The organism is Streptomyces niveus (genome assembly GCF_001723055.1).
Classification (GTDB): domain Bacteria; phylum Actinomycetota; class Actinomycetes; order Streptomycetales; family Streptomycetaceae; genus Streptomyces; species Streptomyces niveus.
This window is the reverse complement of the sequence record NZ_MDCR01000131.1, coordinates 18451-42816: the sequence shown is the minus strand read 5'-3', so window position 1 is coordinate 42816 and position 24366 is coordinate 18451. Positions and strand designations below refer to the sequence as shown.

Genomic DNA, 24366 nt, shown 5'->3' with positions numbered 1-24366 from the left:
TGCATGGGCGGGGGGCGGCGGGTATTCAGACTGATTTGGACACGCTGTTCGCCGAGGAAGGGGACGGTGACGGAGCGGCGTTCGAGTACGCGACGGAGGATGTGGGGGAGTTCGCGGGGCGGGTGGATCTGCTGGGGCGGGCGTCATATCACGTAGTGGTGGGAAACCCGCCTTACATTACGGTGAAGGACACTGAAGAAAAGAAGAATTATCGTAGCGCGTACGATGCCTGCTCGGGGCAGTACGCGTTGTCGGTTCCATTTGCCCAACGGCTATTTTACCTTGCTGTGAGGGGGGCTGGAGGGAATTCGGGGGGAGGTGGTTTTGTTGGGCAAATTACAGCCAACTCGTTCATGAAGCGAGAGTTTGGAAAGAGGCTGATTGAGGTCTTCTTCTGGGGGGAGGTTGAACTTTCCCATGTGATCGACACGTCTGGTGCCTTTATCCCAGGACACGGCACGCCCACTGTGATCTTGGTGGGGCGGAACCGGATCCCCAGATATGATCAGAAAATTCGAGCAGTGCTTGGAGTTCGGGGAGAGCCTGAGCAGCCTGATGTCCCGGCAGATGGGCTCGTGTGGAGGGCGATTAAGAGTCAGGCGCTGAGGCCCGGAAGTGAATCTGAGTGGATCTCCGTTGAGGACTCTGATGCGGGGCGGTTTTCCAGTTATCCATGGTCGCTCAGCGGCGGCGGGGCGGGTAGTGTTCTGGGATTTCTTGAAGCTGCTGCTCGGGAGCGCTTGAAGGACCGTGCTGACAGTATTGGATTCTGTGCCGTAACTCGCGAAGATGACGCTTACATGCTGAATCGAGGTGTGATTCGCAGGAGAGGCGTGCCGAGTCATGATGTGCGCGACCTGTTGGTTGGGACTTCGGTACGGGAATGGGGAATTGCGGAGAGGATCAGCTCGATCTTTCCCTACTCGGAGCCTGATCGCACTGCCAAGATTGATGAAGCGGCGGAGAGGATTCTCTGGCAAAATCGTTTGCTTCTGAAGTTGCGAAAGGCGCTCTCGGGTACGCAGGAAGAGCAAGGGTTGACCTGGTTTGAGTACTCGAGTTTCTCCCCTGGGCGGTACTGGTCCCCCTTCTTGCTGTCTTTTGCTTTTGTGGCAACTCACAATCAGTTTGTACTGGGGCGCGGTGGCGATGTCTTTACGCGCTCCGCGCCTGTTGTCAAGTTGCACAAAGAGGCCGAAGAAGAAGAATATCTAGAGTTGTTGGGGTTGCTCAACTCCTCGACGGCCTGTTTCTGGCTGAAGCAGGTAAGTCATGACAAGGGAAGCCAGTCTGGTACTGGTGGCTTTATGCATGATGAGTGGGAACGTTTCTACGAGTTCACCGGGACTAAGCTCCAGGAGTTCCCTCTCCCCGAGCGACTTCCACTTGTCGTGGGCCGCCTGCTCGAATCCCTTGCGCAGGAACTGGGAAAGTCTGAGCCATCCGCTATCTCGGCGGAAGCCGTACCGACCCGCGCCCTCCTCGACGTTGCCCACAGCGGAAATACCCGTATAAGCCAACAGATGATCACCCTCCAGGAAGAGCTGGACTGGCAGGTGTACGGGTTGTACGGGCTGCTGTCCGATGCCGACGTGTCCCGGGCCACCGCCCCCTCGCCTGTTCTAGCCACTATCCCCGAAGTCCACCTGGGTGAGAGGGCGTTCGAGATTGTGCTGGCGCGGAAGGTTGCAACGGGCGAGACCGAAACTGTTTGGTTCGAGCGGCACGGATCGACCCCCGTCACCGACATCCCGAACCGCTGGCCCGACTGGTACCGCGACGTCGTTCAAGCCCGCATCGACATCATCAACTCCCGTAAGGATATCGCTCTCATTGAGCGGCCCGAGTGCAAACGGCGTTGGGCCGGTGACTCGTGGGAGAAGAAGGAAAAGGCGGCCTTGCGGACCTGGCTCCTGGACCGAATTGAGGAGCCGAGCCTCTGGTATGCCCTCCGTGACGGGATCAAGCAGCCACGCACTCTGACCGTCAGCCAGCTCGCCGACGCCCTCCGCGACGACGCCGACTTCAACTCCGTCGCTCAGCTCTACGCTGCCGACCACATGGGTAAGCCGGACCTGCCCCTCGCGGGCGTGCTCGCGGAGGTCGTTGACGCCGAGCACGTCCCGTACCTTGCCGCGCTCCGCTACAAGGACTCCGGGCTCCGCAATCGCGAACAGTGGGAGCAGGTCTGGGAACTGCAGCGTGACGAGGACCGGACGGGCCAGCGGCTCGATATCCCCGTACCGCCGAAGTACAAGGGCTCCGACTTTCTCAAGCAGTCGTACTGGTCCAACCGCGGCAAGCTCGACGTGCCCAAGGAGCGTTTCATCTCCTACCTGGGAGCGAGCCCGGACGCCGATCCGACCGTCCTGCTGGGTTGGGCCGGCTGGGACCACAAGGACCAGGCTCAGGCACTGTTCAACCTCGTAGACGACCGTACGAAGCAGGCGGGTTGGGACACCGACCGCATCAAGCCGCTGCTCGCCGGGCTACTCGAAGTTCTGCCGTGGATGCGGCAGTGGCACGGTGAGTACGACGAGGAGTGGGAGGGGGTACCCGCCGATGAGTACCAGGCGTACTTCGAGGAGCTGTGCGCCAAGCACCAGGTGAGCGAGGCGGACCTGCGGGGCTGGCGACCGACCCGGGCCAAGAAGAAGACCGCCTCCAAGGAGACGGTCTCTGCCGAGCAGCCCGCACTCGGCGAGTAGGAGTTCAATGCAGAGGTGGCCGTGGTTCGTCCGGGGCCACCTCCGCTACATCAGCCGCCGTTGGCTGCGTACGGGATGAAAGCCGACCACTCGGCCTGGCCGAAGGCGAGTTGCGGGCCCTGCAGGTCCTTCGAGTCCCGGACGTGGACAGCGCTCGCAGAGGCTGCGACCTCGACGCATTCCGGCCCGTCGTTGCTGCTGTAGCTGCTCTTGAGCCACTCCAGTTCGGCGGCGCTGTCGGCAGAGGGTTTGATGGTCATGTCTCTCCCAGGGCTTTCTCGATGAACGCCAGCGACTCCCGTGGGGTGAGAGCCTGTGCCCGGATGATTCCATAGCGAGCTTCCAGCGTACGCACGTCCCTCTGATCAGTGATTACGCGGCTGGAGAGCGCTGCCTCGGTGTGTACAACTTTGGGGCCGTTCTTAGGGGTCAGCAGCATCAGCTGCCCACCCATCCCCGCATGATCCTCACGATCCGTAGGCATCACCTGGATCTCCACATTGCGCAACTGGCCGACCTCCAGGATGCGTTCCAGCTGCCGTCGCCACACCATTTTGCCGCCGAGCGGGCGCCGTAGCGTGACCTCTTCCTGGACGAAGCTCAGGATCGGGGAAGGCCAGCGAGAGAAGATCTCCTGTCGCGCCATGCGCGCAGCGACCTCGCGTTCGATCGTCTCCTCGTCGAGCAACGGCCGACGCATGCGGAACAGCGCTCGCGTGTAGTCCTCAGTCTGAAGCAGCCCCTGGATGTTGTGGTTGCTGTACGCCCCGATCTCGACGGCCGCAGCCTCCAACTTGGCGAGATCCCGAACCTTCTTCGGATACCGAGCCCGCTCCACATCCTCCTTGAACGTCGCCAACATCCCACCCGCGCCCAGAACTTCATCCGCCGCGTCCAGGAACTCCGGCTTCGGAACCCGGCGCCCCCGCTCAACCGACGACACCTGTTCCTCGCTGTACCCGATGGCCGTACCCAGCTCGGCCTGCGTCAAGCCCGCCCGCTCGCGCCACAGCTTGACCTGCTTGCCAACCGTCTTCAGAAGGTCCGCCGCACTCTCGTCTCCCTCCCAGTCCTGGTCCTCGGTTCCGCTGCTCGACTGACCCGCCCCGACCGTCATGTCCGCCACCTCCGACGCCCGCCTGCCCGTACCCAACGAGGTCCGCATCGCTCATGTCACGCCCGGCAACCCGGACATGCGGTCACCTCGCCCGGACAGATCACGCTGCGTACCGACATCGCTACTGTTCAGCGTAGAGTCGATCAGACACGCTCTGTCACATGAACGCCGAAATCTCCACCCTCGTATGTGACTTCACGAAACGCCTCTCGGCTACCCGGCGCGGCGCCCGCCTTGCCCGGCAGCTGGCGCTCCATCAACTCGACGCATGGGGAATCCTGTACGGCAGCGACGTATCCGACACCGTCGCTCACGTCGTCGCCGAGCTGGCCGCCAACGCCGTCACCCACGGTCACGTACCAGGGCGGGATTTCCAACTACGTCTCCAGCTCAGCCCCGACGCCCTCCGCATCGAAGTCACCGACACCCGCACCGAACGACAGCCACCCACGCCCGGACAGGCCGAGCCCCCGTCAGCCGAGTCCGAGTCCGGGCGCGGCCTACTACTCGTGCAGGAACTGTCCCAGGCGTGGGGGATCACCGAGCGGAGTATCGGCAAGACCATCTGGGCCGAAGTGTCGCTTACAGCAGCCCACTTGACCGGTTCCCCCGACCTGCCCGCCCAGGGCGAGACCGCAACACACACCTCACGCCACGTCCCTCACCCCTGACGCCGACTCGACCAGCGCGCGCAGCTCAACCCGCCCCCGCTCCACGACGCTCAGCCACTCTCCCGTTCGGCTCCCCGGAGGCAGCGGCAGGTCACCGATCAGGTCGAGAGCGGAGTACTCCCGGGCCAACCAGCCCTGGAGCGCGAGCCAGTGCCGGATCCGGTCATCGCTGAGGCCGGGTAGCCATGGGGCAGTCTCGTACGGGGTGGCGTCCGAGCCCGCGGCGCTGAGCAGGCCCGCCCGGCGCAGCAGGCACGGATAGCAAGTGCCGCAGTTGACATGGGGGCGGCCACGGCGGCGCTGGGGCGGGGCGCCACAGCTCAGGGTGTGTTCCAGGGACTCCCGAGAGAGGCCGGCCGCAAGTGCCGCGCGGCACACGTCGCCCTTTGTGAGTCGCGCCAGGGGATTCTCGACCCTGATCCGGCCACCCACGGATTCGATCACCGTATTCAGGAGATGGAGAGTCCGTGGGTGTACGGAGCGGGTGGACAGAGCCGCAGAACGCGCCGCACTCAAGGGCGGGTTGAGAGCGAGCTGGCCGTTCTCCGGGACCTGGACCTTGGCGACCCCGTCGGCTGCCGCGACACGCACCGCGGTGGACGCGTAGAGCAGGCCACGCGGACGGGAGGTGCGTTCCACCACCGCGCCGTCCCGACCACCAGACGTCTGACCGACGGTGATCTGCCGCAGTTGGCGGCCCGACTGCTCGGCAAGCGCCTTCACGGCAGCGCATGCCTCACGCTGTACGTCCTCGACGTTCTTCTCGGCGTACGTCACCAGAAGCAACGTCCCCTCACCAGGCACAGCGGCACGAGTCGCCGCCCAGCTCAAGGAGTCCAGGCCGCCGGAGAAGAGGGCCACCTCCTGGGCCTGCCAGTCCTCACCGACCGGGAAGGACACCTGCTGCGGGGTCGCCCGCATCCGGCGGAGGGACACGTCCCATACGTCAGCGGTCAACGTCTGGAGCAGAGCGGGCAGTGGGCCGGAAGCCGCGGGCGCCCACAGGCCCGGATCCGACACGGGCACCGAGAGGTGGAAATGGCGGGTCCAGCGGTCCTCGCTGTGGCTCCTGTCGGCGAGCTTGTCCGCCAAGAAGACGGCGCGGGAAATGCGTAGCAGATCGTCAGCCCAGGCGGGAACCGGGCCGTACAGAAGGTGGTGGCCTGTGAGGCGTTCCTCGCGCTCCTGGATGCCGCTCGCGCCGATCGAGCGCCACTCGCGTCCTTCGGGCGACTCGGTGTCGTACGAGCGCCACCAGAGGTGCAGCGGACCGGGAGCCAGTGTCATGCGGGGACCTCCTCCTCGCCGAGGGCGTCGACGGCGAAGCCGAGGATCTTGCCGACCACGCCGGGGACCAGTCGCCTGGCTACATCGGAGAGCGGGACATCGGCTTCCGCCGAGTCGTCGTTCACGGACAAGGCGGCCTTCGCGGCTTCCGCCGCCTGTGCCTCGGCCTCCTCGCAGGGATTGGGGATCAGCGCAGTGATCCGCTCCGCGACGCCGTCGGCGATCCTGCCCTCCGAGTCGATGACCTCGAGCACGGGAACCGTGAGTTTGATCTTCTCGGCGATGACCGCACGCAGGAATTCGGTGACAAGGTCGGCGAAGAACCACTGGTAGAGGAGGCAGAGCAGGTCGCCTGCCAGGCCCCTGCCCTGGCTCGACCCATCCGGAGCGGTGAGGGACTCACGAGTCTCGGGGTGCGCGGTGAGCAGCCGCTGGGCCGACGCGGCGATGGCACGACGTAAGGCCGCGTCCACCATCGTGCTGCCCTCGCCGCCGACCTGACGGGTGAGTTCGGCGACGAACGCGTCAGCCGGGTCCTGCCAGTCGAGTCGGTCGCCCTCTTCCTCGGACGCAAGGTCCTCGTGAACTGGATCCTTGTTCAGCAGGCCGCTCGGGCCGGCCGCCCCCAAGGTCTCCATTGCGTCGGCCAGCCGCGCACCGGCTGCACACGCGGAGTCCCGCAGACCGAACGCCGACGGGTCGTCACGGCAGGAGCCCTGGAGAGCGTCTATCGCAGCGGTGGCTGCCGCCTCAGGGTCGGACCGGTCCGGGTCCCAACGTGCGAGGCGGCTGTTCAAGCCGGACCAGCGCGGCCCTTCCCAGCGTGTGGACGTACCCATGCCGCCGCCTCCCCCGATCCGGCCACCCTCAGCTCCAGTGCAGCAGTGGGTGGCACATGCAGATAGGGCGCGACTCGGCCATATTCAACAAATTGTCACGGAAGGTGACGAAGGTGAAGCGGGTGGGTGCGCTCCGTAGTCAGGTCGTCGCGGAGATTGGCTCCTGCCCAGGTCTGCACCCCTGCTCGGCTGGCAGGATGGGACCTTGCCCCGTGTGCAGACGCGGGGTCCGACTGCAGCCGAATGAGGGAACGAGAGCCCTGATGCCCACGAGCGATCTCTTCCTGCGGGATGTCATCGACATCAAGGAAGACGTCCATGCCGGCGACTTCAAGGTGGAGCTCTCCGGAGGCTTCACCGAGACAGACGCCCGGGTGGCGGAGTACGTCGTCACGGATCAGCTCCAGGAGGCGTTCAAGCAGGCGCTCAGTCTCGTCGGGGCGGCCGCCCGCACCGGCAACTCGCATGCCGCGTATCTGCACGGATCGTTCGGCGCCGGTAAGAGCCACTTCCTGACCGTGCTGCATGCGGTGCTCAACAACCACCCTGCTGCCCGCCGCAAGGAGCGGCTTCAGGAAGTCATCGCCCCGCACGACGACTGGCTGCGGCAGAAGAAGTTCCTGATGGTGCCCTACCACCTGGTCGGTTCAGCCGACCTGGACTCGGCGTTGCTCGGCGGGTACGTGGCGACCGTACGCAAGCTGCACTTCGACAAGCCGACGCCCGCCGTCTATCGCGCGGACGCCGCGCTGGCGGATGCCCGCAAGCAGCGCGCGTTCCTCGCGGACGACAACAAGTTCACGCAATGGCTCGGCTCGGGCGATGTGGTCGTCGCGCCGAGCGGAGCCGTGGCCGGGGCGGATGACGAGGACGACCTCGACACGACCGACCTCGACACCAGTGGCCTCGAAGCGGCTGCGAGCGTGGCATCGCCCGCCACCTGGACCACCGCCGACCTCGACCGTGCCTTCGACGCACCCGCCGGTGACCCGCATCGCAATGCCCTGGTCTCCGCGCTGCTCTCCGGACCCATGGCCTCGTACGGCACCGGTGCGCGTGGCGACAAGGAGGCCTTCGTGCCTCTGGAGAACGGCCTCGCGGTCGTGTCCCGGCACGCCCAGATGCTCGGTTACGACGGCATCGTGCTGTTCCTGGACGAGCTGATCCTGTGGCTGCAGGCTCACATGGGGAAGCAGGATTTCGTGCGCGACCAGGTGCAGAAGCTGGTCAAGCTGATCGAGTCCGGGGACAGCGACCGGCCCGTACCGATCATCTCCTTCATCTCCCGCCAGCGTGACCTCTCCCAGCTGATCGGCTCCGACGTGGCCGGGGTCGAGGTGCAGAACCTGGAACAGCAGGTCGAGTACCTCGCGGGCCGCATCGACGTCGTCGACCTCGAAGACAGCAACCTCATCGAGATCATCAAGCACCGGGTGCTCGCCCCGAAGCCCGGCATGGAACGCGCGCGAGACGAGGCGTTCGCGGCGGTCGAGTCCTCCAAGGACGAGGTGCGGCAGGTTCTGCTCGACGCTCATGGGCGTACCGAGGCATCGTGGGACGACTTCCGGGAGGTCTACCCGCTCTCGCCCGCCTTCCTCAATGTCCTGGTGGAACTGGCGGGTGCGCTCCAGCGCGAGCGCACCGGTCTGAAGCTCGTCCAGGAGGCTCTCTCCCGGCGCCGCAACGACCTGAAGCTCGGTGAACTCATCCCGCTGGGAGACCTGTGGGACGTAATCCTGGACGGCACTGGCGAGGCGTTCACCGCGCGCCTGCGCAAGGAGGCCGAGACCGCCAAGCGATTCCATGCGCGCGTGGTGGCCTATCTGTTGGAGAAGTACGGCTCGGCCGACAGCCCCCTGTTCAAGGGAGACGAGCGGCTCATCAAGACGCTGCTGCTCGCTGCCCTCGCGCCCAACGTCCCTGCTCTGGCCCGGCTCACCGGAGAACGGCTCGCCGCGCTCAACCACGGGTCGATCAAGGTGCGGCTCGGCTCGGCCGGAACCGCGGCCGCCAAACGGCTCAAGGAACTCCAGGGGGAATTCGGCGAGTTGCGCAGTGAGGGCAGCGCCGACCCGGTCTTCCACCTCCATCTGTCCGACCTCGACATTGAGCCGCTGCTCGACGAGGTCGGCAGCGAGGACAACCCCGGCAAGCGGCGACAGTGGATCAAGGACAAACTGTGGACGGAGTTGGGGATCGGCGACGCCCAGGGCTTCGTCAGCGAGCGTGAGATCGTCTGGCGCGGCACGAAGCGCACCGCCGAGTTCGTCTTCGGCAACGTCTGCGATCCGCATCTGCCCGACGAGCAGTTCCGGCCGATGACGGAGGGGAACATCCGGTTCGTCCTCGACTACCCCTTCGACGACAAGCACTTCCCGAGCGACGACGTCCGCCGCATCGAGAAGATGAAGCAGGAAGGCAAGTACGCCCGCACCGTCATCTGGCTGCCCGACTTCTTCTCCGAGCAGAAGTCCAATCAACTCGGCCGCCTTCTGAAGATCAACTATCTGCTGGAGCGGGATCGCCTCGACGACCACACCGCGACCAAGTCCGAGGACGAGCGGATCCAGATCCGCCACCAGCTCAAGGCGCAGAGCGAGAACCTGACCTCCCAACTGATCGCGGTGCTGCAGCAGTTGTACGGGATCAGCAAGCCCGACCCCGGCAGTATCGGCGCCGAGGTGCCGGACAACCAGCACGTATGGTCGCTCGAACCCAGGTATTCCCGGCCCAGGCCGCAGGCCGGGCTCAGCTTCGAGCAGAACCTGTACGCGCTCGCCGACGGCATGTTCGCCGCCCTCTATCCGAAGCACCCCGACTTCGACCCCGCGCTGACCCGCAAGCCGGTCACCACCAGGGAGCTGAAGACGGCCCTGGAGTGGATCGGGAACGCGATGAAGGACGGGTCGCGACGGGCCGTGGTCGATCGGCATCACCTGGCAGTCGTCAGGAAGATCGTGCATCCGCTCGGGCTCGGCGAAGTCCACGATGGTCCGCTGAACCTTCTGAACGACTGGCGCCTGAAGATCAACCAGAAGGCTGCCGACGCCAAGGCCGGGCCGGAGCTCGCTGTCGAGGACATCCGGCGCTGGATCGCCGAGCTGGGTTTCGAGGGCCTTGAGAAGAACATCTCCAGCCTGATCATCGCCACGTACGCGCTGCTCGACGACCGGACCTGGGTGCACCAGACGACGCCGGTGCCCGCCCCCGACCTGGAGCGGATCGGACCGGGATATGGATTGCGGGCCGTCGAACTGCCCAGCGAGGAGCAGTTCGCCGCCGCTCGCACCCGAGCCGGGGCGATCTTCGGAGTCTCCGCTCAGCCGGTGCTCTTCGCCCGCAACGTCGCCTCGTTGGAGTCCGACGTGCGGGCCGTCGCCGCGGCTCACGAGGCAGCTGTCGGGGGAGTGCGGCGCTCTCTCGACAAGCATGCGACAGACCTCGGCATCACCGGCCCGGACGCGGACAGGACGCGTTCGATGCGGGCCGCTGCCGACCTGATCGCCCGGCTTTCCCGTACCAGCGACGGGACTTCTCTGGTCAAGGAGCTCGCGGCGGTCTCGTACGACGTGACCGACCGGGAGTTGAGCGCCGCGATCAAGCAGGCTCCCGAAGTGCTGGCGGCGCTCGACGACACCAACTGGCCTCTGCTGAGGAGTGTGCGGGGCTTCGCCGAGCGGAACGACAGTGTCGGCGACAAGGCCGATCGGCTGATCACCGCGCTCCACGACGCCGTGAACGACCACGAGCTGACCAGATCGCTCGTACCGGTGCTGAGCCGGCTGCAGGACGAGTCCGTGGCGCTTGTCACGGAGGCGGCCCGGCTCGCGACCGTCGCCCAACCGCCCGCTGCGCAGCCGCCGGTGTCGGGCCCGGGGGACATCAGCCTGACTCAGCACGGACGACCTGTGGTGCCGTCCGGCCCGCCGCCCCAGCTCGGCTTCGACGAGCCGAAGCCGACAGCTCCCTCGGTGGCCTCTTCGGTACGCGGTCCGAGTGCGCCGCACGTCGTGGACACGAAGCAGTTCACCAGCCTCGAGTCCGCGCTGACCGACGCGATCGCCGATGTGCAGGACGAGATCCGTTCGTACGCCGCCGCAAATCCTGGCGTGCGCATCGAGATCGCCTGGCGGCCCGTGCCTGCCGAGGGCCACGGCGCAGCGGGCGAGGAAGCCGCCCGCTGATGTCCACGCCCCCGCCGCAGGTCAACCGGCTCACCATCGAAGCGCTCCTCGACACCTACGCTGCCGGTTTGCGCGATCGGAGGCTGATGCTGGTGCACGGGCGCTACCCGGACACGGCGCCCGACATCTTCACCGCCAAGATCGGCGGTGAACCCCGTCGGGTCCATGTCAGCGACCAGACATCGGTACTGGGCATCGTGGACGCTTGGCAGCAGCACCGGTCCGACCGGGCTCGCGACGCCGACGTACTCGTGGTGACCACCGGCATCGGTGACGAGCAGCTCGGTTGGGACGTGCGCGGACATGCCGTGAGACGGCGCACCCTTACGGTCGAGAAGGCAGAGATCGTGAAGCAGCGCTTCGGCGTGCGCGAACTCGACTCCCGGCTGTACGGCGAACCGTGGCTGCTCGAGGCGCTGCTGGACGCGGAACCGCACGACGGCTGGCCGCGTTCCGGGTCCCTGCTCACCAGGGATGCGGCAGTCAAAGCGCTGGTTGTCGCGCGCCTCGGCCTGGACCGCGTCGTCGAACGGGAGACCACCGCCGGCCTCGCCATCGATGCCGATGCCATGCTCGCTTGGTCCCGCACGTCTGCCGGGCCCACCCTGTTCCTCGAACTGGACGGCGAGGAGAGGGAAAAGATCAAGGAGTGGCTCGGCGAAACGGCCGGCACCGCCGTGCCCGTCCTGATGTCACTCGTCGAGGACGGGCGAGGACAGGACGCCATGGCTCGCGGGCTGCTCGGAGCGGCGATGGCCGACCCGGCGACCGAGCCTGACACCGTGCTCGCAGTCGGCGGTCTCTTCGGCCGGGTGCGCCGACCAGACATCCTGGCCTTCAGCGATGCAGTGGCGGGCACCCTCACCCGTTGGATCGGTGAGGCACGGCACAACGAGGCCGCCAAGCAGCGGGTGTTCTCCGTCATCGACCGTGCGGACCGCCTCGCCGATGAAGCCGGGCTGACCCAGGCGTTGCGAGGCAGCCGCTTCCTGTTGACCAGCTTCACCGCTCAACTACGGGCCGTCGCAGAGGCCTTGGCCGCCTCGCCCGAGCAGGCCGAAGTGGCCCTTGCCGACCTGCGCGGCCACGCGTTGGCAGCCCTGAACACGGACCGTATCGCCGTCGCCGAGATGGCTGTGCGCGTCGCGCGCTGGCTGTCCACTGAGCAGCCCCGCGTTGAGTCCGTCGCCTCAGGGATCCGCGGGCATCTCGCCGAGTGGGGCTGGGTGGACCGGGCGTTGAACGTCCTGTGGTCGGGTGACCCGGTCGGGGATGTGGTAGCCGGTCAGGCATACCGGACGCTTCACGACACCGCGCGTGCCCGCAGGGACGCACTCGACGAACAGTTCGCACAACGCCTCGCGGGCTGGACCCGCACCGCCGACCAGCAGAACCCAGGCGGCTGCCTACTCGTCGAGAACGTGCTGACGGAATGCGCCGCCCGCTTGTACTCGGAGTCGACGAGTCCGCTGATTCTGCTGATCGACGGCATGGGCAGCGCGGCAGCCGTGCAACTCGGGGAAGAGTCGGAGCGCGAGGGGTGGATCGAAGCCGTGCCGGCACCGCCCGCCGGGCGGTCGGCGCAGCGCAGCGCAGCGGTTTCCATGCTGCCCTCGGTGACCAGGATCAGCCGAACCTCACTGCTCACAGGTAAGGCCGACACAGGTGGGCAGTCGAAGGAGACAGCCGGATTCGCCGAGTTCTGGAAGCAGCGAAGGGCTGTCGGCGTGCTCTTCCACAAGGCCGCGATAGGCGGCCCGTCCGGACACCGGCTGACCGAGGAGCTGGTCTCCGCCCTCGCCTCGACTGCGGTGGTCGGTGTCGTCCTCAACACCATCGACGACGCCCTCGACCACGGACAGCAGGGTGAGCGCACCCAGTGGCGGATCAGCGACATCACCTTCATGCGCGAGCTGCTGGCCGCGGCCAAGGGCTATGGGCGTCCTGTCCTGCTGGTCGCGGATCACGGCCATGTGCTGGAACGCGGTGTGAATCCTGGACCTGCCAGGGTGAGCGGGGCGGAGTCGTCCCGCTGGCGCACCGGGAGCAGCGCCGAGGACGGGGAGATCATCCTCTCGGGACCGCGCGTTCTCGAAGGCGGGGGCACCATCGTCGCTCCCTGGCGGGAGGACATTCGGTACACCCCGCGGAAGGCCGGCTACCACGGCGGTGCGTCGCTGGCCGAGGTGACGGTGCCTCTGCTGGTGCTGCTGCCCGCCCTGGATGTCCTGCCGAAGGGCTGGGAAGTTCTCCCGCGGGAAGGGGCGACACCTTCGTGGTGGACTCAGAGCCGGGTGCTGGAGGAGCCCTGGCCGGATTCCGTCACACCGCCCGCACCTGCTTCTGTGGCAAAGCCCAAGGCCACTCGGAAACGGGCAGAACAGGCGGGGGAAGGCCTTTTCGCCCCGGCCGAGGTCGAACGCGAGCTGTCCAAGTCCCAGCCCTCGCCCGCTCCCGCGACGCTGGGGGCTGTGGTCGTGGCCAGCGACGTTTACGCCGCACAGGCCGAGTACGTCCGCAGGAAGCCCGACAGGCCTGTCGTCGCCGCCGTCATCGACGCCCTCGCCGAAGCAGGTGAGACCATGTCCCCTGCAGCCCTCGCCGTAGCCATCTCCGCGAGCGACCGCATCAGGCGCAACATGGATGGTTTCATCGCCACCCTGCAGCGGCTGCTGAACGTCGAGGGATATCCGGTGCTCGGCCTCATCGACTCGGGGCACACCGTCCGGCTCGACGTCCACCTGCTGCGTACGCAGTTTCAGCTGGAGAAGAGACGGGCGTGACCGTGGAAGGATGCGGAACGTGACCGTGGAAGGAAGCCGGACGTGACCAGCGCACAGCCCCCCGTGAGTGCAGCCCGTCGCCGAGAAGTCGTCGATGCGTTGAGGCGGGGTACCGTGCCACAGGCGGGGCTCGACCTCTTCGCCGTAGGACTGGACCGGTTCACTGCTGCACTCGACGACGACCTGGTGACGGTCACGGGCGGTGGCGCGGCCTTCCACGCCATTCGCGGCGAATACGGCTCCGGCAAAACGTTCTTCGCCCGCTGGCTGGCCGAACGCGCCAAGCGCGCGGGGCTCGCCACCGCCGAAGTACAGATTTCAGAGACCGAGACACCCCTTCACCGGCTCGAAACGGTCTACCGGCGGCTCACCGAGCGCCTGACCACCGCCACCCACCAGGCCAGCGCGCTGCGAGCGATCATCGACTCCTGGTTCTACTCCCTGGAGGACGAGACCCTCGACACGGGAGACGTGGAAGAGGACGACGCCGAGGCACTGGCGAAGGCCGTGGACGATCTGATGGAGCGACGCCTCGCCGACGTGGCACGAACCACCCCCGCATTCTCGGCAGCCCTGCGCGGCTACCGGCAGGCCGTTGTGGCGGGCGACAGTGCCACGGCGGAAGCCCTCATCGCCTGGATCGGCGGACAGAAGTCGGTGGCCGCGTCGGCTCGCCGGGCGGCCGGAGTACGCGGAGACCTCGACCATTTCGCCGCACTCGGGTTCCTCCAAGGACTGCTCACAGTGCTGCGCGACTGCGGGCACCCCGGGCTGCTGCTCGTACTCGACGAGACCGAAACACTCCAGCGGGTCCGTGGCGACGTACGGGAAAAGGGACTCAATGCGCTGCGACAACTCCTCGACGAGATCGACACCGGACGCTTCCCCGGACTGTTTCTCGTCATCACCGGCACACCGGCCTTCTACGACGGTCAGCAGGGCATCCAGCGGCTGCCACCTCTGGCCCAGCGTCTGGCCACGGACTTCACCACAGACCCGCGCTTCGACTCGCCCCGCGCCGTGCAACTGCGGCTGGCAGGCTTCGACTTGGAGCGACTGGGCGAACTCGGACGCAATGTGCGCGACCTGTTTGCGGCCGGGGCGCGGCATCCCGAACGGATCGCGAAACGCGTGGATGACGCGTACCTCGGCGAACTGGCCACCGCGGTCACCGGCGGACTCGGTGGGAAGGTGGGGGTGGCGCCACGCCTGTTCCTGCGCAAACTGGTCGCCGATGTCCTGGACCGGGTCGACGAGTTCGATGACTTCGACCCCCGTCTGCACTACGCGCTGACCGTCTCCAGCGCTGAACTCAACGAGGTCGAGCGCAACGCCGCGGCGGCCCCGGGGGATGCCGACGACATCGAACTCGAGCTGCCGTGAAAGGCGTAACCGACTCCCAACGGGAACAGACGTGAGCGGCATCGACGACCTGGATCCGGTTCTGATCCACCACATCGTCAACACCCTTGGCTGGCCGGGCCTTCGACCGCTCCAGGAGCAGGCGATCGATCCCCTGCTCGCCGGAGAGGACGCGGTTCTTCTGGCTCCCACAGCGGGCGGCAAAACCGAGGCAGCGTCCTTCCCGTTGCTGTCTAGGATGACCGCAGAACGCTGGGGCGGCACCTCGGTGCTGTACGTGTGTCCCCTCAAAGCGCTGCTCAACAACCTGCTGCCCCGCCTCGAGACGTACACGGGCTGGCTCGGTCGTACGGCGGCGCTGTGGCACGGCGACATCAAGGCCACCGCACGCAAGAGGATCCTCACCGAACGCCCGGACATTCTGCTCACCACCCCAGAGTCGCTGGAAGCGATGCTGGTAAGCGCGAACGTCGACCACCGCACCTTCTTCGCCGGACTCAAGGCCATCGTCGTGGATGAGGTGCACGCCTTCGCCGGTGACGACCGAGGCTGGCACCTGCTTGCCGTACTCGAACGCATGCAGCGAATCGTCGGCCGCCCCATCCAGCGGATCGGCCTCTCCGCAACTGTGGGAAACCCGCCCGAACTGCTGCACTGGCTGCAGGGGGCAGAGGTGGGCAAGCGTCCGGCTCGGGTGGTCGCTCCACACCTCGATGCCCTACCGGTGAGGGGAGCAGCCTCCGTGCCCCCCGGCGACATCCAGCTCGACTACGTCGGCTCGCTGGGCAACGCGGCCACGGTGATCGCGGCCCTGCACCGCGGAGAGAAGCGTTTGGTCTTCTGCGAGTCACGGCGGCTCGTGGAAGAACTGGGGGAGAAACTACGGGCCAAGGGCGTCACGACCTTCCTCTCGCACGCCTCGCTCTCGGTAGACGAACGGCGCCGCGCAGAGGAAGCCTTCGCCGAAGCCAGGGACTGCGTCATCGTGTCCACCAGCACCCTCGAGCTGGGTATCGACGTCGGTGACCTCGATCGGGTCATCCAGATCGACGCTCCGGCGACGGTGGCGTCCTTCCTCCAGCGCCTCGGCCGCACAGGGCGGCGCGCGGGCTCGCCGCGCAACTGCCTATTCCTCACTCTCGACGAAAGCGGACTGCTGGCCGCTGCCGCATTGCTGCTCCAGTGGTCACGCGGCTGGGTCGAGCCGGTTGCGGCACCGCCCGAACCCCGGCACATCGTCGCCCAGCAAATCCTTGCGCTGTGCCTGCAGGAGCACCAGGTCGGGGACAGGTTGTGGCAGGAGTGGTGGGCGGGCCTCGCCCCGTTCGGACAGTCCGCCGAGCCGATCGTGCGGCACCTGGTGGACGAGGGCTACCTCGACCAGGACGGCGGGATGCTCTTCATCGGCCCCGAGGCCGAACGACGCTTCGGACACCGCCACTTCATGAACCTCACCGCAGTGTTCACCGCGGCCCCCGAGTTCACCGTCCTGAGCGGACTGACCGAGATCGGCAGGACCGATCCGAGTCTGCTGACCGAAAGCATCCAAGGACCACGCCGACTCTTGCTGGCCGGCCGTAGCTGGCAGGTCACATACATCGACTGGAACAGACGCCGCTGCTTCGTCGAGCCGGTCGACAGCGGCGGCAAGGCGAAGTGGAGCGGCATGGGCTTCATCCGGTCGACGTCGTACGAATTGACCCGCGCCGCACGAGACGTACTGCTGGGCACGGATCCGCAGGTACAGCTGACCGGTCGGTCACGAGGCTGCCTCGCCGAGGCGCGTGACCGTCACCTGGAGTACGTGCGTCCCGCTGGCACGCTAATCGTGCGCGAGCCGAACGACGACGTTCGATGGTGGACATGGGCAGGCCACCGTGCGAACGCGACCCTAGCTGCCACGTTCGGAAACCTCGCGGATCCGGCACAACGCATCAATGACTGCTGGATCCGGCTCAGCACGGACCTGACCCCGTCGGTCTGGAAGCAGACGGTGGCTGACGCCGCATCCCAGCTCTGCCTTCCGGCTGTCCATGAACAGGCGCTGAAGGGGCTCAAGTTCAGCACGGCCTTGCCACGCCGCCTCGCCGAAGCGACGCTGGCGGCGAGGCTGGCCGATCTGGAAGGGGCCGCTGCAGTACTCAAGGAACCGGTCCAGTTCAGCACCATGGTCGGCTGAGCAGCGGCGACGCCGTACGAACGCTACATTGCGGGAGAGGCCGGTGCGGGGGCCGTGGCAGCGGTGGCCAGATCGAGAGGAGAGCCCTGCTCGGGGATGCCCACGACGGGTGCGGTCATAGCCGTGGCCGTTGGCGCGAACAGCTTGCCCGCTGACTGATGTCCGCGCGCATCGGAGACGACGATCCCGCCTGTCCACTTGCCCGTTGACGCCTGATAGCGGTGCTGGAGCTTGCCAAGGCGAGGGCAGTGCCGGTCTCGTACCTCGACGAACCCCGGGTGACAGTGGACATTGCCGGTCAGGTCACCGGCGAAGGTCACGGCGGCCGACGGAGCCAGTACGGCACTCACCAGGAGATCAGCGATCTGTAGACCCAGGTGGGTGTCACTGTGGCCGAAGACCGGAGACTCGGGAAGGTGGGGCATCAGGTCGCCACCCTTGGCGAACTTTCGGGTCGTCACACAGTGCACGTTGCCGACGTTGTCGCTGGGATTGCGGCTGTCCAGCACCGCGATGCCGCTGCTGGAGCGCTCAGCGAGATAGTGCTCGAAGTTTGCGCACAGAGCGGTCACCGAAGCCGCGTACATGGCCGTGTCGTCGTTGATGACACCGTCCTGCTTCACCCAGATACGAGCCATGACCCTGCAGTCGCGACGTTCCAGGATCGTCAGGAGATGGTCGAGGAAGCCGTGCGCCATACGCCGTTGGTTGCGCCCCTGTCGACGGAAGGACTTGCGCACCGTCTCGCCCTTGATCTCATGGTGGACGACCTGGCTCAAGGCGGGCACCTTGCGCAGCTCCGGCCGGAACTGCTTCTTGAGGGCGATGAAGTCCCAGGCGAGGCCTTTGATCTGGCTCTCCGGCACAGTGAATCCGCCGATCACCATGACCGGAACGGAGTCGGCCACGCCGGGGTTGAGGACCTGCCCGGTCCCGGACTCATCGAGATAACACAGGTGCAAGACCATCCCCCTGGGTGCACAAACAGCTATGGCCGACCCCAAATCCTTGGGGGACGGCCATAGGAGGTTCCACGCCGAGCGGACCCGGTCGCAGAGTGGTGTTCGTTCTGAGGCGTAGCGTAGTGGAGTCCGCTTCTGAGGGGCAATCACGGCGTGGCCGGGACCGGGATGAAGAACGGTTTCGCGCCACCATGCACCATCACCGCATGGTGAAGGCTGGCGAATTGGCAGCAAGGGCTGTGAGAGGTCAAGGCTGACAGAGAGGGGCCGACAGCAGCCGTCGTGGTCCGCGTAGCCTGCGAGGGCTGATTCCGAAACCCCTGAACCTTGCTCCGTTCTGACCCATCCTCGCGACAGGGCGCGCGGCTCTAAATGAGGTGGGGGAAGCGCATCCGCGTTTACGTAGCCGTCAAAGTAGCCGTGGGAGTGGTCACTTGCATGTTTGTACAGGTCATTGCGCTGCGGCGATTCTCCCCGGCGTACAGCCCGACTCGTCTGCCGCTTCACACAGGTTCGGACCGGACCGCTCGGCCGTGCGTCATTTTCCCGGTTCCTTCACATCGACGCCGAGTCCTGCCCACAGCTCCTGTTCGACCCGGCTCGGGGGCGTCGAGCAGCGTCGTTCCGGGTGGCCGGCCGGGGGGTCCTGGAGGCGGTCGCCGTTTCCGTGGCCGTGCGCGGGTGGCCGCGGGTTGGGGGCGGGGTCGGCGTCCGGGTCGGGGTAGTTGACGCCGGGCAGGGGGCCGACGGCGATGGCGCCGTACTCGACGAGCATGTTCCACACGCTGTCGCAGGCCCTGCGGAGCCAGGACCTCAGCCCCATGCGCGCACCTCGTTCTCTCAGGCTGGTGCCGAGGCGGTCCCGCGACGGCCTCTGGTGGCGCCCATGGTGGCCGCTCGGCCTGAAGCGTCGCTTAAAGCGCGTCGCGGGAGGTCGTGACCATGAAAATTTCCCGCCGAAGTCATGATCGGGTAAGTGTCGCCACGGACGACAACGTGTCAGTGTTCCAGCAGGCGGAAGGAGCAGTGGCATGAAGATCGGAGTTCTCGGGCCGCTCGTGGTGAGCATCGACGGCACTTCCGTGGTGCCGAGCGCGGCCAAGCCGCGGCAGCTGCTCGCGCTGCTGGCGGTCAACGCGGGCCGCGACGTGAATGTGACGACGCTGACGGAGGAGCTGTGGGACTCAAGTCCCCCCAGCGGGCCCGCGGGTGTTGTGCAGACGTATGTCAAGCAGCTGCGCCGGGCCATCGCCGATGCCCTGGGACCGGAGCACGAATGCGCGGCGAAAGAGGTGCTGAGCCGCAGCTACGCCGGGTACGGGCTGAACATGCCCGCGCCCGTCATGGAGGCGGACCTCTTCCAGCAGCTCACCGGTCGCGGATTGCGCGCCCTGGCCGGCGGTGACGACGAGACAGCTTCGGTGCTGTTGGGCCAGGCACTTGAGATGTGGCGTGGGCCGCTCCTCGCCGACGTACGCATCGGACCCGCGCTCCGCGTCGAGCTGCTGCGGCTGGAGGAGGCACGGCGCTCCGCGCTGGAGGGGCGGATCACCGCGGATCTGCGGCTCGGCAGACACACCGAGGTGATCGGCGAACTCCTCGCGCTCACCGAGCGCTTCCCGCTTCAGGAGCAGCTGCACTGGCTCCTGATGCTGGCGCTCTATCGATGTGGACGATCCTGGCAAGCGCTTGAAATTTTTCGAAAGCTACGCGCGTCGACCACCCAGGAGCTGGGCATTGAGCCTTCACCGCGGGTACAGAAACTGCACCGGGCGATCCTGGCCGCGGACCCTCAACTCGATCTCGCCGCGCCGAGTTTGGCAGCCTTTTAGCATCACGGGGCAGTGTGGCCCCGTCGGCCGGGCCCGCCCCACGCCCCCCAGTTGACCCGCACCCGGACGGCTCGCTCACCCCCTGGACTGAACCGAGACGGAGCGACACCATGCGATACCTGTCCCGGAAGCGTCCGGGCGTCGAACCGGAATCCGCGACACGGCTGTTCTGCTTTCCGTACGCGGGCGGCGGCGCCTCGGCGTACCGGCGATGGCAGCGCGGCCTCGACGCCCTTGACGCCGGAGTACGGGTGATGCCCGTACAACTGCCCGGCCGCGAGGAACGGTACGACGAACCCAGGTTCACCGAACTGGACGCCCTCATCGACGACTTGGACGCACAGCTCGACGAGGAGCTGGCCGAGCCCCACGTCTTCTACGGACACAGCATGGGGGCGCTCATCGCGTACTCCCTCGCGCGGCGGCGGCAGTCGCGCGGGGCGGTCCTGCCCCGGGCGCTCGTGCTGAGCGCCTACCGTGCCCCGCACCTGCCGTCCCCGGCGCTCGCGGACCCGGACGCCGGGGACGAGCAACTCGCCGCCGGCCTGGCCGCGCTCGGCGGCATCCCGCAGACGCTGCTCGACCATCCCGAATTCCTCTCCGCGCTCCTTCCGGTGGTCCGTGACGACCTCCGGCTGTGCATGGGCAGCGTCGCCCCGCACACCGAGCCGCTGCCGGTACCGCTGCACCTGTTCGCCGGACACGCGGACCGCCTCGTCACCGTGGACGAGATGCTTCCCTGGCGCAGGCACGCGGGGAGCGGCTGCGACGTGCGGACGATGCCCGGCGGACACTTCTTCGTCAGATCGGACGAGGGCGCCTTTCTGCGTGAACTCGCCTCCCTGACACGCCGGTACGCCTCGGAGCGGGTCACGGTGTAGCAGGCCGGTACCGCGACCGCGGCCGGTCGCTCGTACAGATCCATCCCGAAAGGAAGTAAGTCCCGTGACTCACGACGCCACGGAAGGCGCCACCAGGAGCTCGGCCTCACGGCCGGTCCGCACGGCTTGGGTGGTCGCGTTCGTCCTCCTCCTGGTCTTCGCCGTGTTCGAGGCGACGAAGTACGGCGGATGGGTGCTCGTCGCGGCACTCGCCGGCGCCGTCGCACCCGACCTGTCGTTCCTCGCCGGCATCTCCGGCGGCCCGCACCGGCACGGCCAACTGCCCCGCAGAGCCGTACCCCTCTACAACCTTCTGCACCGGCCCGTCGTGCCCGTGGTCGTCATGCTCGGCTGTCTGATCCCCGAATCCCCGTCCGTCGCCGTCCCCGTGTTCAACTTCGGGCTGGCCTGGCTGGTGCACATCGCCGCCGACCGGGCCCTCGGATACGGCCTGCGCACCCCCGACGGCTGGCAGCGCTGACACAACCGCGGCGCTTTGGCCTCGCACAAGGCGTCGCTGCGAGGCTCGTCCAGGTCCCCGACCGCGTCTCCTGCCGCGCGTCGGTCACCCGAACCACCGCACAAGTAACCGCTGAGCACCTGTTGCCGGAGGAAACGTATGGACACGACGGACACGACGCATGGCGGGTCGGAGACCGACCGACCTGTACTGGACTACCCGTTCCACCGCCCTTCGGCCGTCGAAGTGCCTCCCGTCTACGAGGAGTTGCGGAGCAAGTGCCCCGTCGCCCATGTCCGGCTGCCCACCGGCGACGAGGGCTACGTGGTGACCCGCTACGACGACGTGCGCACCGTGCTCGCCGACGCCAGGTTCAGCCGTGCCGCCACCATCTCCCCCGACGCGCCGCAGCTCACCCCCACGCCTCCGGTGCCGGGCAGCCTGTTCACCACGGACGCGCCCGAGCACACCCGGCTGCGCAGGCTCGTCTCACGGGAGTTCACCGCCCGCCGTGTGCAGAACATGCGTCCCCGGATCCAGGAGCTGACCGACGGTCTTCTGGACGAGATGGAGAAGCTCGACGGGCCGGTCGACCTCAACACGGCGCTGGCCTTCCCGCTGCCGGTGATGGTGATCTGCGAACTGCTCGGTGTGCCCTTCGAGGACCGTGACCGCTTCCGCGAGTGGTCGGACGCGTTCGTCTCCATCACCGCGCACACGCCGGAGGAGATGGCCGCCCAGCGCCAGCAGATGATCGGGTACCTCGGGGAGCTCGTCAAGCGCAAGCGGGAGGAGCCGACGGACGATCTGATGGGGGCGCTCGTCGTCGCCAGCGACGAGGAGGGCAGCCTCAACGAGTACGAGCTGATCGTCATGGCGGCGACCATCCTCGTCGCCGGTCACGAGACCACCGTCAGCATGATCGGCAAGATCGTCCTGACCCTGCTGCGCCACCCCGAGCAGATGGCCATGCTGCGCGAGCACCCCGAGAAGCTCGACCACGCCATCGAGGAACTGATGCGCGTCAACCCGATCGGCGACGGGGGCCCGCTGCGGATCACCCTGGAGGACGTCGAGGTCGGCGGCACGCTCATCCCCAAGGGCAGCGCGGTCCTGGCGGCGGTCTGCTCCGCCAACCAGGACCCCGACCGCTTCCCCGGCGCGCAGGCGAACGAGTTCGACCCCGAACGGCCCGAGGCCGTCCACCACGTCGCGTTCGGCCACGGCCCGCACTTCTGCGTGGGCGCCGCGCTGGCCAGGGCGGAGCTCCAGATCGTCATCTCCTCGCTGCTGAACCGCTTCCCGGGTCTGCGGCTCGCGGAGGAGGTCGGTTCCCTGGAGCTGACGACCGGGATGATGGTGCACGGCCTGAAGGAGCTGCCTGTCACCTGGTGAAGGACCAGGGCGCGTCCGCAAAGTCCCGTCTGGCTCACGACGCCTGGCACGCACGCTCGCCGCGTTGTCGGAGTCGCCCAAGTACGTCCAGTACGAGGGCGATCCTCCGCCTTGCGATCGCACGCACCAGACGCCGTGAGCCCCGCCCTCAGGGCGGACGACGCTACTTTGCGGACACGCCCTGGGGCCGGCCCTGATCCCCCCGTCACCGGCCGGCCCGCAGGGCAAGGGCCCGGTCCGCACGAGAACGTGCGGGCCGGGCCCCTTGTCCTGCCTCCGCCGTTACCGGCCGGCGGACGGTAACGGTCACACCCGGGTGGACGGGGACTGCGCCTCCACGACATGCGGCCCCGGCTTCTGAAGCTGGAAGTACGCGCCCGCCAGCACCCGTTCCTTGAGCTTCTGGCTCCGGTCGACCACCCGGTACAGCGAGCGGCGGCCGACACCGCCGACGCCGTGCAGGGCGAACAGCCGCTCCTGCCGCAGCTGCAGAGCGCGCGACTTGGCGACCGACCCCTCCCGCGCCCGCTGGAACTCCGCGCCCGCCCGTGCCAGCGCCGCCTCGTCCCCACCCGCGTCGACGGCGTCCCGCACCAGCGGGGCCAGCGTCACCGCGTCGATGATGGCGTGATTGACGCCCTGGCCCAGGATCGGCGTCAGCGTGTGTGCCGCGTCGCCGATCAGGACCAGGCCCGGCATGGACCAGCGCGGCACCATCGTGGTGAAGATGTCCAGCATCGAGGTGTCGGACCAGGAGCGGATCTCACTTCGTACCGACTCGGCCAGCTCGGGAGCGAGCCCGCCCAGCCGCTCGTACAGCGCGGGCAGGCCCTGGGCCCGCAGTTCCTTCAGCCCGCCCTTGGGGATGTTGAAACCGACGCGCACGCTGTCCGGGTGGGTCGGGATGAACAGCCCGTGCTGGTCGCCGCGGATCCGGATGCGATACGTACGGTCGTCCCACTCGGACGGGAACGGCAGCTTCAGCCACACCACGTCACGGTCCAGCGGCAGCTTCGTGTACGGCAGGCCCGACATCTCACGGACCTTGCTGAACCGGCCGTCCGCCGCCACCGAGAGCGCCGCGCGCACCGTCAGCTCGCCCTCCGGGGTACGGGCCACCACCCCCGTGACCGGACCGTTCTCGCCCTCCGCGCGCAGCAGTCGGGTGGCGGTCGCGCGGCGCACCAGGGTGAAGTGCTCCGGGTGCTCCTCCTGCCCGAGGTCCGCCAGGGCCGAGAGCAGCGCCGGCTGGGGCATCTCCACGGGGTAGGGGTGCGGGTAGGGGAAGCGGCGGAAGTCGGCGCGCAGCACCGTGCTGCCGGAGTCGATGATCTCCATTCCGTGCATCTGCTGGTAGGCGCCGTCCAGCCGGCCGAGGACGCCCAGCTTGTCGAGCAGCCACACGGAGTCGGGAGAGACCGACTCGCCCCGGAACGACCGGTCGAAGTGACCGCTCTGCTCCAGTACCACGACCGAGACCGAACGCTTGGCGAGTTCGACGGCCAGCGTGAGTCCCGCCGGGCCTCCTCCGACCACACACACGTCCGCGGTCAGCTCAGTTGTCATCGTCGCTGCTGCCTTTCCGAAGGAGTCATATCCACGGATGGTCCGCAGCCCGCCTAAAGCAGCTCTTGCGGGGCGGGCCCGCACGGCGGCCGGGGCGCCCGCCCGATCGCCCGGGCACCTACGCGCAAGCCCGTCTTTAG

17 protein-coding genes are annotated in these 24366 nt (G+C 67.4%); 10 read left to right on the top strand and 7 right to left on the bottom strand.

Annotation, left to right across the window (positions count from 1 at the left end; all coding sequences use genetic code 11):
- Positions 1-35 precede the first annotated feature (35 nt).
- Complete coding sequence (pglX, locus tag BHU15_RS16840; RefSeq protein ID WP_255293130.1) at positions 36-2708, top strand: BREX-2 system adenine-specific DNA-methyltransferase PglX; 2673 nt, start codon at positions 36-38, stop codon at positions 2706-2708.
- A gap of 50 nt (positions 2709-2758) precedes the next feature.
- Here pglX and BHU15_RS16835 read toward each other — a convergent pair whose 3' ends face one another.
- Both BHU15_RS16835 and BHU15_RS16830 read right to left on the bottom strand, forming a co-directional pair.
- Positions 2759-2968, bottom strand: a complete 210-nt coding sequence (locus tag BHU15_RS16835) for a DUF397 domain-containing protein (protein ID WP_069627938.1) — start codon at positions 2966-2968, stop codon at positions 2759-2761.
- Complete coding sequence (locus tag BHU15_RS16830) at positions 2965-3825, bottom strand: helix-turn-helix domain-containing protein (protein WP_069627942.1); 861 nt, start codon at positions 3823-3825, stop codon at positions 2965-2967. Before BHU15_RS16830 ends, BHU15_RS16835 begins: the two co-directional genes overlap by 4 nt.
- Positions 3826-3986: 161 nt before the next feature.
- On the opposite strand from BHU15_RS16830, the gene BHU15_RS16825 reads away from it, so the two are divergent.
- Positions 3987-4496, top strand: coding sequence for an ATP-binding protein (locus tag BHU15_RS16825; protein WP_069627937.1), 510 nt, complete (start codon positions 3987-3989; stop codon positions 4494-4496).
- Here BHU15_RS16825 and BHU15_RS16820 read toward each other — a convergent pair.
- Together BHU15_RS16820 and BHU15_RS16815 are read right to left on the bottom strand one after the other, a co-directional pair.
- Positions 4473-5783: a 7-cyano-7-deazaguanine synthase gene (locus BHU15_RS16820; protein ID WP_069627936.1), complete on the bottom strand. Its 1311-nt coding sequence runs from the start codon at positions 5781-5783 to the stop codon at positions 4473-4475. The genes BHU15_RS16825 and BHU15_RS16820 overlap by 24 nt on opposite strands.
- Positions 5780-6622 (bottom strand): hypothetical protein, encoded by an 843-nt coding sequence (locus BHU15_RS16815; RefSeq protein ID WP_141726831.1) that lies wholly within the window; start codon positions 6620-6622, stop codon positions 5780-5782. Before BHU15_RS16815 ends, BHU15_RS16820 begins: the two co-directional genes overlap by 4 nt.
- 263 nt (positions 6623-6885) lie before the next feature.
- Between BHU15_RS16815 and BHU15_RS16810 the strand changes: the two genes are divergently transcribed.
- The 4 genes from BHU15_RS16810 to BHU15_RS16795 are packed head-to-tail and all read left to right on the top strand — an operon-like array spanning position 6886 to position 17130.
- Positions 6886-10806 carry a DUF6079 family protein gene (locus tag BHU15_RS16810; protein ID WP_069627934.1) on the top strand — a complete coding sequence of 1307 codons (3921 nt, stop codon included), beginning with the start codon at positions 6886-6888 and terminating at the stop codon, positions 10804-10806.
- The gene (gene pglZ / locus BHU15_RS16805) at positions 10806-13589 is read left to right on the top strand and encodes a BREX-2 system phosphatase PglZ (RefSeq protein WP_069627933.1); all 2784 of its coding nucleotides are present in this window, start codon (positions 10806-10808) and stop codon (positions 13587-13589) included. Before BHU15_RS16810 ends, pglZ begins: the two co-directional genes overlap by 1 nt.
- A gap of 42 nt (positions 13590-13631) precedes the next feature.
- Positions 13632-14972, top strand: a complete 1341-nt coding sequence (gene brxD, locus BHU15_RS16800; RefSeq protein ID WP_069627932.1) for a BREX system ATP-binding protein BrxD — start codon at positions 13632-13634, stop codon at positions 14970-14972.
- 31 nt (positions 14973-15003) lie between these two features.
- Positions 15004-17130 (top strand): DEAD/DEAH box helicase, encoded by a 2127-nt coding sequence (locus BHU15_RS16795; protein ID WP_069627931.1) that lies wholly within the window; start codon positions 15004-15006, stop codon positions 17128-17130.
- A gap of 23 nt (positions 17131-17153) precedes the next feature.
- Here BHU15_RS16795 and BHU15_RS16790 read toward each other — a convergent pair whose 3' ends face one another.
- Positions 17154-18098 carry a DUF3800 domain-containing protein gene (locus BHU15_RS16790; protein ID WP_255293129.1) on the bottom strand — a complete coding sequence of 315 codons (945 nt, stop codon included), beginning with the start codon at positions 18096-18098 and terminating at the stop codon, positions 17154-17156.
- A 532-nt stretch (positions 18099-18630) separates the two neighbouring features.
- The gene (locus BHU15_RS16785; RefSeq protein WP_069627930.1) at positions 18631-18915 is read right to left on the bottom strand and encodes a DUF6059 family protein; all 285 of its coding nucleotides are present in this window, start codon (positions 18913-18915) and stop codon (positions 18631-18633) included.
- Positions 18916-19123: 208 nt separating this feature from the next.
- Between BHU15_RS16785 and BHU15_RS16780 the strand changes: the two genes are divergently transcribed.
- From BHU15_RS16780 to BHU15_RS16765, 4 genes are all read left to right on the top strand, one after another.
- The gene (locus BHU15_RS16780; protein ID WP_069627929.1) at positions 19124-19924 is read left to right on the top strand and encodes an AfsR/SARP family transcriptional regulator; all 801 of its coding nucleotides are present in this window, start codon (positions 19124-19126) and stop codon (positions 19922-19924) included.
- Between the two features lie 110 nt (positions 19925-20034).
- Positions 20035-20805, top strand: a complete 771-nt coding sequence (locus BHU15_RS16775) for a thioesterase II family protein (RefSeq protein WP_069627928.1) — start codon at positions 20035-20037, stop codon at positions 20803-20805.
- A 64-nt stretch (positions 20806-20869) separates the two neighbouring features.
- The gene (locus BHU15_RS16770; protein ID WP_069627927.1) at positions 20870-21286 is read left to right on the top strand and encodes a DUF4260 family protein; all 417 of its coding nucleotides are present in this window, start codon (positions 20870-20872) and stop codon (positions 21284-21286) included.
- Positions 21287-21424: 138 nt separating this feature from the next.
- A complete protein-coding gene (locus tag BHU15_RS16765; RefSeq protein WP_069627926.1) occupies positions 21425-22660 on the top strand; it encodes a cytochrome P450 in 1236 nt (411 codons plus the stop codon).
- A gap of 306 nt (positions 22661-22966) precedes the next feature.
- Here BHU15_RS16765 and BHU15_RS16760 read toward each other — a convergent pair whose 3' ends face one another.
- Positions 22967-24226, bottom strand: coding sequence for an FAD-dependent oxidoreductase (locus BHU15_RS16760; RefSeq protein ID WP_069627925.1), 1260 nt, complete (start codon positions 24224-24226; stop codon positions 22967-22969).
- Positions 24227-24366: the final 140 nt, after the last annotated feature.